Raw genomic sequence first — 9,512 nt, 5'->3', positions numbered from 1 at the left:
GCGGGACGGCCCGGGCCGTCCCGCCGGTCCCACGGCCCCTGCTACAGGCCGCGCAGGGCATGGCGCACCGTCCTGACGTCGAAGCAGTCGTCGCGGACGACGTGGGCCTCGTGGAAGATCCGGCCGGCGAGGAACTCGAGGTCCCCGTCGCCCGTCGGCACGCCCAGCAGGCGGCGCACGTCCTGGCCGATCAACCGGTCGGCCAGCTCGTTCACCAGGGAGTTGGCCTCGTGCAGCGGGGTGGTCGCGGTGATCCGCGTCCGCGTCCGCGCGATCCTGGCCAGGACGTCCCGTACGGCGGCCCCGACGGCCCCGGTCGGGTCCGGCAGGGCGGACACGGCGTCCCGCAGGCCGTCCAGGGACCGCTCGACCGCGGCCAGGTCCGGCGCGGGGTCGCGGAGCGGCTCCAGCAGGTCCAGCAGGGCGGCGGCCAGGTCGGCCCGGGCCTGCTCCGCCGCGGCGGCCTCCTCCCCCGGGTCCACCGAGGAGCCGTGGAGGACGTACCCGGCCCGGAGCAGCAGTCGGGCGTCCTCCTCGTGCGGGAGCCCGGCGAACAGCTCCGGCGGCAGGGCCGCCACCAGTGCGTCCGCCTCGGCCAGCAGGCCCTCCGCCACGTGCTCGGGGTCGAGCCACTCCCGCAGCATCGGCAGCAGCCGGCCGCGCTCCTGCCGGTAGGCGCGGTTGAGCAGTTCGCGGACGGTGTCCCAGGGGATCCGGGACTCCTGCGGGTCCGCCGGCGACCCGGCCCGGACGGCCGAACTCGCGTACGGGGGACGGCCGGTGAGGCCGGTCCCGTCGAACCGGAGGCCCCCCAGCGCGGGCAGCGGCGGCGGCCCGACGGGGACCACCGGCGGCGGGGTCGCGGGCGCCGGGGCGGAGCTGTCGGCGGCCGGGGCGGCCGGGGCGGCCGGGGCCGCACCGAAGGCCGCCAGGGGCAGCGCCGGCGGCACGGCGACCGGCGTGACCGGGGGTACCTCGGTGACGTGCACCTGCTCCTGCTCGACGGGCTCGTGCGGCCCGTCGTCCCCGATCTCCCCGGTCTCCCCGGTCTCCTGGAGCTGCCGCCCGGTGGCCGGGCGCAGCGCCATCAGTGCCGGCTGCTGCCCGGCGGGGCGCGGGCGGCGCTGGTCCTCGAAGGTCTGGCCCGGCGTGCCCTCGAAGCGGACGATCCACCCGTCCTCCAGCGTCACCCGGAGTTCGACACCCGCGAACCGCCCGGTGACCGTGCCCGTCCGCTCGTCCCCCAGCTCGGCCAGGTGCGCCTGCGCGACCATGCGCGCCGCGTGCCCGCCCTCGGCGGCCGTCCACGCGGGAGGCAGCCCGTCGGCCCGCTCGTCCGCGAGGGCGCGGGCGAGGGCCGGGGCCAGGCGCGGCGCGTCGATGCCCGCTTCCTCCAGGTCCTGGAGACGGGTGCGGGTGCGCGGTCGCTCGCCCGTGCCCGGGGTCACCGGGGCGAGCAGCGGCGGCTCCGGCGCGGGCGCGTCGTGCAGCCCGGCGATCAGCTCCGCGGCCTCCGTCAGCCGCGACCGCAGTTGCAGCACGAAGGCGCTCGGGAGGGACGAGACCGGCGGCATCGCGTCCGGGTCGTCCGCCTCGGGCACGAACCGGAGCCGGATGCGGACCGGCCGGCCGCCGGGCTGCGCCGCGGGCGGGAACAGCTCCGCGGCCTGCGCGTCGGCGAGCCGCTGGAGACCGGCCCGCTCCTCGGCGGTCAGGTCGCCGCGGTCCCGTACCTGGACGACCAGTTCGGTGTCGGGCAGGCCGGCACCGCCCGGCCGCACGCGGCGGTAGCCGATGGAGTAGTCGACGGAGTAACCGCCGTCGTCCCGCACCAGGGGACGCTCCCAGACCGGGACCGCCCCGGCCCCGGTCTCCTGACGGGACCGCTGCCAGTCGGTGGGCCGGTGGACGAGGTGCCGCCCGTCCCGGGTGACGCCCTCGATCCACACGTCGCGGGCCGTCCCGACCCAGCGCACGGCGCCGTCCGGCAGCACCTCCTCGAACAGCCTCGACCGGTAGGCCCGGTCGACCTGCTCCAGGACGTCCTCGGCCGCCCAGGCCGCGGGGTAGAAGGTCCGGGCCTCCTGGTTCTCGGGGCGGCGCCACCGGGACGGGAACTCGCTCAGCGGCGAGTTCGGCGCGATCCCCGGGTCCAGGAAGTACACCGGCGCCCGGTAGGTGCCGTTGGCCCGCGGCGGCCGGACCGGCCCGAGGTGCAGGCCGTGGTCCGCCGGGTCCACCGCGCGGGCCCCGCGGATCCGGGCGCGGTGGTGGAAGCCGGTGAGGGTGTGCCGGTCCCCGTAGCGGGTGAGGTCCTCGACCCGGTGGCCGAAGGGCAGCGTGGCGGGCTCGGGCGCGGGGGCCGTCGCGGTGAGTCCGGACTGGTCCTCGGCGGGGCGGAAGGAGGTGAACTCCCCGCTCCGGATCCGGCCTTCGATGCGCACGCCGTCGTACTCGCCGACCCAGCGCTGTGTGAGGTCTCCGCGCCCGCTGATCCCGCCGGTGCGGCGGGCGTGCAGGTAGGCCTGCTGCGCCGCGTACACCGCGTCCTCAGCCGTCCAGTGCGCGGGGAACATCGTCCGAAACCGGTTCGGCGCCGCCTCGCCCGCGTCGGCGCGGTACGTGCCGTTGGGGTTCTCCGCACCGACCCGGGGCAGCCTGCGCCGCCCCGACTCCGCCGGCGGGGTCAGGTACCCGCCCGTCCGGTCCGGCCCGTCGAAGAGCGCGGTCCGCAGGACGTCCTCGTCGAAGGCGGCCCGCACCGGGAACCCACCGGCCGGCACCGGCCGGAGGTCCGTCCGGAAGACCCGGTCGAGGACCGCGCCCAGCTCGTTCAGGTTGTGCGGCCGGAGCGAGACCGCCGGGTTCGCGTCGGCCAGCTCCACGGGGTGCTGGGCGTCGTACCAGACCCGGCCGTAGGTGTCGCGCCCGGGCGCGGTCATCAGACCGAACTCCGGGTGGACGGGCCGCGGGCCGGCCTCCTGGCGCCGGTACTCGTCGGCCAGGCCGAGCAGGTGGCCGACCTCGTGGCCGATCACCCTCGGCGGGGAGTCCACGCCCCAGTGCTGGGCGTGCTCCTGGGAGGTGTACGACCGCACCTCGACGACGTGGTGGGCGCTGTCCCGGTCGACGAACCGGATCGCGACCTCCAGCAGGCTGCCGTCGGGCAGCCGCTGCCCCTGGCCGAAGACGTCCCGGACGCCCGCCTCGGCGTTGAGCCGCACCCGGTCGAGGTCCCGCTCGGTCTCGGCGCGGCTGCCCGTCAGGTCGTCGGCCTCCAGGTGGACCCGCACCGTCAGGACGGTCCTGGTGTCCCCGTCGGCGTCCACCACCCGCCGGACCTCGTACGACTGGATGAACTGGGCCTGGAGCGAGCGCAGGAAGCGGCGGACCGGCGGACGCACCTCCGCCGTGTCCAACACCCGTGCCGGCTCGGCCGGTTCGGTCGCGTCGAAGCGCTGCCCGGGCGCCGCCCAGTAGTCGATGATCTGCCTGTTGCGGACCAGCAGCCGGATCCGGACGCCGCCGTACTCGCCGGTGAGGATCTCGTCCCGGCCGCGGCCGCTCGCCGCCCCGTTCTGCTCCTCGTACACCCACAGGGCGGCGTAGCGGGTCTGCTCCCGGGTCCATTCCGGGGGCAGTCCGAGGCCGCCCTCGCGCCTGGCCTGCTCGCCGAACACGCGCAGCTGGTCCTGGGTGAGCGCCGGGGCCCCGTCGAGCGACGGGACGTCGATCGTGCCGGCGCCCGGCGCGTGGACGGGGGCCGCCAGGCCGCGCTGGTCGCCGGCCGGACGGAAGGCGGTGACCGTCCCGTCCTCGGCCGACCTGCCCTCGATCCGGACGCCCTCGTACACGCCCTGCCAGAAGATCCCGTCCTCGGTCACCTCGAAGTTCCCGTTGCGGACGGCGTCGACGGCCGCCTGCTCGACGGCGTACCGCGCGTCTGCCGCGGTCCAGTGCTCCGGGAACAGGGTGCGCCGTCCTGCGCCGGTCTCCACCAGCAGGGTGCCGTTGGCGTGACGGCGCACCAGCTCCAGCTGTTCGGCCTCCTCCTCGTCGATGGCCGACGGCAGGTGGCCGCCCCGCGTCCCGACGGCCGGGCCCAGTTCGACCTCCAGGACGCCGTCGGCGAACTCCGTCCGGGGCGTCTCGCCGTCCTCGGTGTCGTGCCCGAGGGGGCCCAGCCGGTCGTCCGCGAGGTCGCCGAGGTCGCGCAGGAAGCGCACCGACGGAGCCGGGACGATCCGGGTCGTGCCGCCGCCCGCGTACTCCGTGACGGGGATGCCGAAGGCCCGGCCCAGCTGGTGGACCAGCGCGTCCCGGGAGATCTCCAGGTGCCAGTTCCCACCGTCCTGGGCGACGCTCCGCTCGTGCAGGCGCACCGTGCGGTGCGGATCGCCGGTGGCGTCCACGAACTCCACCCGCACCAGCAGCAGGGTGCCGTCCGGGAGCCGGGTGCGGTTGTCGAACCGCGCGGCGGCGTCCCGGATCCGCGCGCCCAGCGCGGCGACCCTGGCCCGGGCGTTCTCCCCGGTCAGGCCGGAGCCGTCGAGGTGGACGCGCAGGACGAGGAGGGTGACGTCCTCGCCGTCCGGCACGAGCGGGCCGCGCCGGAGTTCGAAGGGCTGCGCCGCCGGGTCGTCCGGTACGACCTCGACCGAGGCGTGGCCCGGCAGCAGCGCGGTCGCCGGGTCCTGCGCCGGCTGCGGGATCGCGCTGGAGGACGAGGAGGACGACGAGGAGGAGGACTCGGGGGCGTGGCGCGGGCCGGTCGGGAAGACCAGGCCCTGGCCGGACGGCTCGGGGACGGGCTTGGTGAACTGGGCCGGGACGCTCCGGCCCGGCAGGCCGCGGAAGTCCACGATCCGTCCGTTCTCGGTCCGGACCTCGATCGGGACGCCGTTGAAGCGGCCCTTCACGACCCCGCGCCGCCGGCCGCGCCAGTTCGCGAGCACCTGGACCGCCGCGTACCTGCCCTCGCCCTGCGTCCAGCCGGACGGCAGGCCCCGCCCCGCGTTCCCCGCGAGCGTCGGGGCGAAGGCCCCGTCGATCATCCACTGCTGCCCCGCCATCTCCGTGACGGTGACCGGGCGGGTGCCCGTTCCGGGCGCCGCGGGCTCCCGCAGCTCCGGCTCGACGAGCGCCCGCGTCCCGTACCCGGCCTGCGCCCTGGCCTTGACCGTGGCCGGGCCCGCGCTGCCCGCGACCGTCGCGGAGAACCCGGGCGCCAACGCCCCGGCCACACCGGGCAGGAGCGTGTCCAGCCCGGCGCCGTCGGCGAGGGAGTCCGCCCCGACCACCGCGCCCGGGAGGGCGGCCGCCTCCGTGTCGACGAAGTCGAGGGTCAGCAGGACCGGCGGGTCGCCGGCGGCGCGGTGCTGCCGGACGAAGTCGTCGGCGGCCCGCTGGAGCCGCTTGCGGGCGGCCGCGACCGCCGCGGGCGTGGTGCCCGCCGCGACCCGCAGGTGCACCGGCGCCGCGACCTCGATGCCCAGCTGTCCGTCCACGGTCCGGACGCGGCGTCCGCGCAGGCCGGGCCCGGTGGACCCGTCCGCCGCCGGGGGCGCGTACCACTCGGTGAGCGGCTGCCGGGCGGTCGGACGGTGGGTCAGGTGTCGGCCGTCCCGGGTGATCCCCTCGATCCGCACGCCGTCGGCCTCGCCCACCCACCGCACGGCGCCGGAGTCCAGCTGCTCGGAGGTGTGCCGGGTCGCGTACGCCCGCTCCACCGCGGACAGGATGCGCGACGGCGTCCACGCCTTCGGGTAGAAGGTGTGGGTCTCCCCGTCCGCGTGCTGGTGCCACCGCGACGGGAACGTCGCCATCGGGGCGCCGGGGGTCACGGCCGCGTCGAGGAACCAGACGTCGGCCCGGTAGGTGCCGTTGTCGTTCTCCGCGAGCACCGAGCCCACCTTGACGCCGTGCGCCGTGGCGGCCGCCTTCTCCGGCTGGGCGTGGACGCCGGTGAGGGTCTGCCGGTCGCCGAACCGGACGAGGTCCTCGACCCTGGCGCCGAAGGCCCCGCCGGTCGGGCGCCACGGCATGTACGCCGGGGTGTCCAGCCCGCTCTGGTCGTCGGACGGACGGAAGGAGACGAACTCCCCCGCCCGGATCAGGCCCTCGATCCGCACCCCGCCGTACTCGCCGACCCAGTGGTGGGAGTGCAGGCCGGTCGCGGTGACCCGGCCGGTGCGCAGGGCGTGCTGGTAGGCCTGCTCGGCGGCGTACACCGCGTCGTCCGCCGTCCAGTGCTCGGGGAACACCGTCCGGTTCCGACGCGGCGCGGGCAGGTCGCCGGCCAGGGCGCCGACGTGCGTGGCCACCGCGTCGGCGGGCCCGCCGACCACCTTGAACGTCCCGTTGCGCTCCTGCGACCCCGGCACCAGCTCCGGCCGGGGACGCTCCGAGCCCCGCGGCGGCACCAGGTGGCCGCCCCGCCCGCCCGGACCGCCGTACAGGGCGCGCCGCAGCACCTCCTCGCGGAACCGGGCCCGGGTCGGCGCGTCGCCGACCGGCGCCGGGCCGCGGTCCTCGCCGAAGGCCTCGTCCACCACGCCGCCGAGCTGCCGCAGGTTGCGGGCGGCCGGCGGGCCGTAGGGGGTGAGGATCTCCAGCGGGCCCTCGTGGAGGTGGTTCATGTCCAGCCAGGGGCGTCCGAACCGGTCGGTCTGGCGGCCGCCCATGATCCCGCTGTCGTCCGGATGGATCGGCCGGGGCGTGGAACCCGCCTCCCGGTACTCGTCGTCCAGGCCGAGCAGGTGGCCGATCTCGTGGGCGATCGTCCGCGCGTCCGTGTTCAGGCCCCAGGTCCGGTGGTTGGCCCGGTCCTGGCGCTCCCGGACGACGACCGTGTGGTGCGCCGTGGAGCGGTCGGGGACGAACTCGACCTCGACCCGCAGCAGGTCGCCGCTGGGCAGCCGCTGCCCGGTGTTGTAGACCTTCTCGACCCCCTCAAGGCCCGTCTGCCGCAGGGCCTCCACGGCCGCGGCCGTCGTCGCGTCCGCGAGGTCCAGCTTCGCTTCGAGGTCCAGGTACAGCCGGACCGTCAGCACCGTCTCGGTGTCCCCGTCCGGCAGCCGGACGCGGCGGGCGTCGAAGGACTCCAACTCCCGGGCGGTGATGGCCCGGGTGAACGCGTCCTGGGGCGGCCTGACCTCCTGCGCGGGGACCAGCACCGCCTCGGGACCGGCCACCGGGGCGGTCAGCTGCGGCCGCAGCTTCTGGTGCGGCTCGCCCCAGACGTCGGTGATGACGCCGTCCTCGACCCGGACGTTCAGCCGCACCCCGGCGAACCGGCCGCGGCGCACCTCGGGGGCCGGGCGGCCCGCGGCCGCCTCGCCCACGACCTCGGCCGTCCCCGTCCGCAGCACGTGGTGGGCGGCGTACCGGGCCTCGGCGGCGCCCCACTCCGGGGGCAGCCCCCGGCCGGGGCGGTCCCAGGCCGGGGCCGTGAACGACGGGCGCAACCCGGCCGTCCAGTCCGCGCCGACGTGGAGCTCCCGCACGGGCGGGGACTTGCGCATCTGTGTCCCCGTCACGAACTCCAGGTCGTGCGTTCCCGCCGCCTCCCTGAACTGCTGCGGCAGCACCTGCGCCAGGGTCGGCACCGCGCCCGGCGCGACCGGGAGCGTGGTGACGCCGTCGCCCGCCTCCTCGGTGAACTCCACGCGCACGTTCAGCAGCCGGTCGTAGGCGCCGACCTGCTGTCCGGCCGTGAAGCCCTCCATGAGCGTCCGCACCTGCTGCCGCACCGCGTCCAGCTCGGCGGGCGTCATGCCCGCGGCCGGATCCAGGTGCAGCCGGACGATGAACTCGAAACCGTCCTGCCCGCTGTCGAACCGCACCCGCTGGAGCAGTACGCCCGCGTACCCGAACAGGTCGACCCGGTCCCCCCGGCCGACCACCGCCTCCTCCTGCCACTCCGCGTACGGCGCGGGGGTGTCGGGGAGCGGGTGGTGGTACAGGATGTAGCCCTGCGAGTCCAGGACCGCCTCCACCCACACGCTCCCGGACCAGCCGACCGCCCGGTTCAGGCCGTCCGACCCCGGCGTGACGCTCGGACCGTTCTGCATCGCCGCCTGGACGTGCCGCAGGACCGTGCCGGCGCTCCAGTCCTCCGGGTAGTACGTCCACTCCGGTGCTCCCACCGGCCGCTGCCAGGCACCCGGGAACTGCGTGATCGGCGCTCCCGGGACCGCCGTCGGCTTCAGCTGCCAGCCACCGTGGTCCCGCACGACCCCGTTGGGGTCGGTCTGCGGGCCCGGGCCGGGGCGCGGCGTACGGTCGGGGCGGAGCGGCGCGGCCGCCGTCCCCTGAGCGGTCAGGAACGGCTGCCAGCCGGGGAAGTTCACCGCGTCCGTCGCCGCGGGCGGCTGCGGCACGACCGACTGCTGGGGCGTGCCGTGGGTCGGCGCGGTGCTGCCGGCCGTCGTGCCGTCGGTACCGCCGGACGGCGCGTGGAACTGCCGACCGGGCGCCCGACCGGCCTGCTCTTCGGCCGTCTCCTCCTGTCCGGTGGTCTCCTCCTCTTCGATCACCTGCTGCTGCCCGGCCGGTGCCGCCGTGAGCACCGTCGTGGCGGGCGGCGGCACGTCCTCGGGCGCCACCAGGCGGACCCGCTCGACGCCCGGCCTGGGCTTGGCCTCGTCCACCTTGACCATCAGGCTGTCGGACCACGGCGGGAGGACGACCGGAGTGCCGACCGGCTTCGTCGCCGCGTCGTACTTCTGGACGGTGCGCCACTGCACCCGTTCCCGCAGCTCGGGGTGCCGGGCCAGGAACCCGATCACGGTGTCCCACAGCAGGTCGGGCCGCGGGTGCCGGGCGACCCTCGAAGCCACCTCGCTCAACGCCAACTTGCCGCTTTGGTACGAGAGTTCGCGGATCAGCGTGTTGATGACGCGACGGGCCGCCAGCAGCGTCGCCTCACGGTCCGGCACCTCGGGCAGCCGGACCTCCTGCGCCGGCCGCTCCCGCGGCACCCAGGTGTTCCCGGTGCCGATCTCGAAGATCTCCGAGGTGACCAGCGGGAGCGCGTCGGGGCCCTTGAGCTCCAGGCCGTGCGCCAGGTCCGCCCAGATGTTGACACCGGTCCCGCTCAGGTACAGGACCGCGTTCTTCTCCCCGTCGTCCGTGTGGCGCTGCGCGTCGGCGGGAATGTTCCCCACCCACTCGTCCGCCTCCTGGAACTCCTTCGCGGTGATCCGTGCCCGGTCACGGGTCTGGAAGTACATCCCACGAACGGTGTTCTCGTGCGAGCTGCGCAGGTAGTTGCGGCGCAGCACCTCCAGGTGCTGCTCCACACCCGGGTGCCTGGCCGGGGCGATCAGCACCGCGTTCGCCATGCCCGCGTTGCCGACCTTCGCGACGGCGAAGCTCTGCCGGGCGTTGACGATCCGCTCGACCTCCGGAGCGGGATCGGCCTGGAGCCGGTTGTCGCCGTCGGTGTAGACCCCGCCGAACCGGCCGAGGACCTCCAGCCGCAGGATGTCGCTCGCCGAGGCGTACCCCTG

General features: G+C 76.1%; 1 protein-coding gene. It reads right to left on the bottom strand.

Annotation, left to right across the window (positions count from 1 at the left end):
- Positions 1–41: 41 nt before the first annotated feature.
- Positions 42–9,512 (bottom strand): EndoU domain-containing protein (locus ACFU6K_RS20345; protein WP_380664900.1); only part of this gene is annotated, 9,471 nt, incomplete at its 5' end.

The sequence above is a fragment of the Kitasatospora sp. NPDC057512 genome, from assembly GCF_042802135.1.
In the GTDB taxonomy this organism is placed as follows: Bacteria; Actinomycetota; Actinomycetes; order Streptomycetales; family Streptomycetaceae; genus Kitasatospora.
The sequence above is the reverse complement of the archived record's forward strand: the minus strand, read 5'-3'. Positions and strand labels throughout refer to the sequence as shown.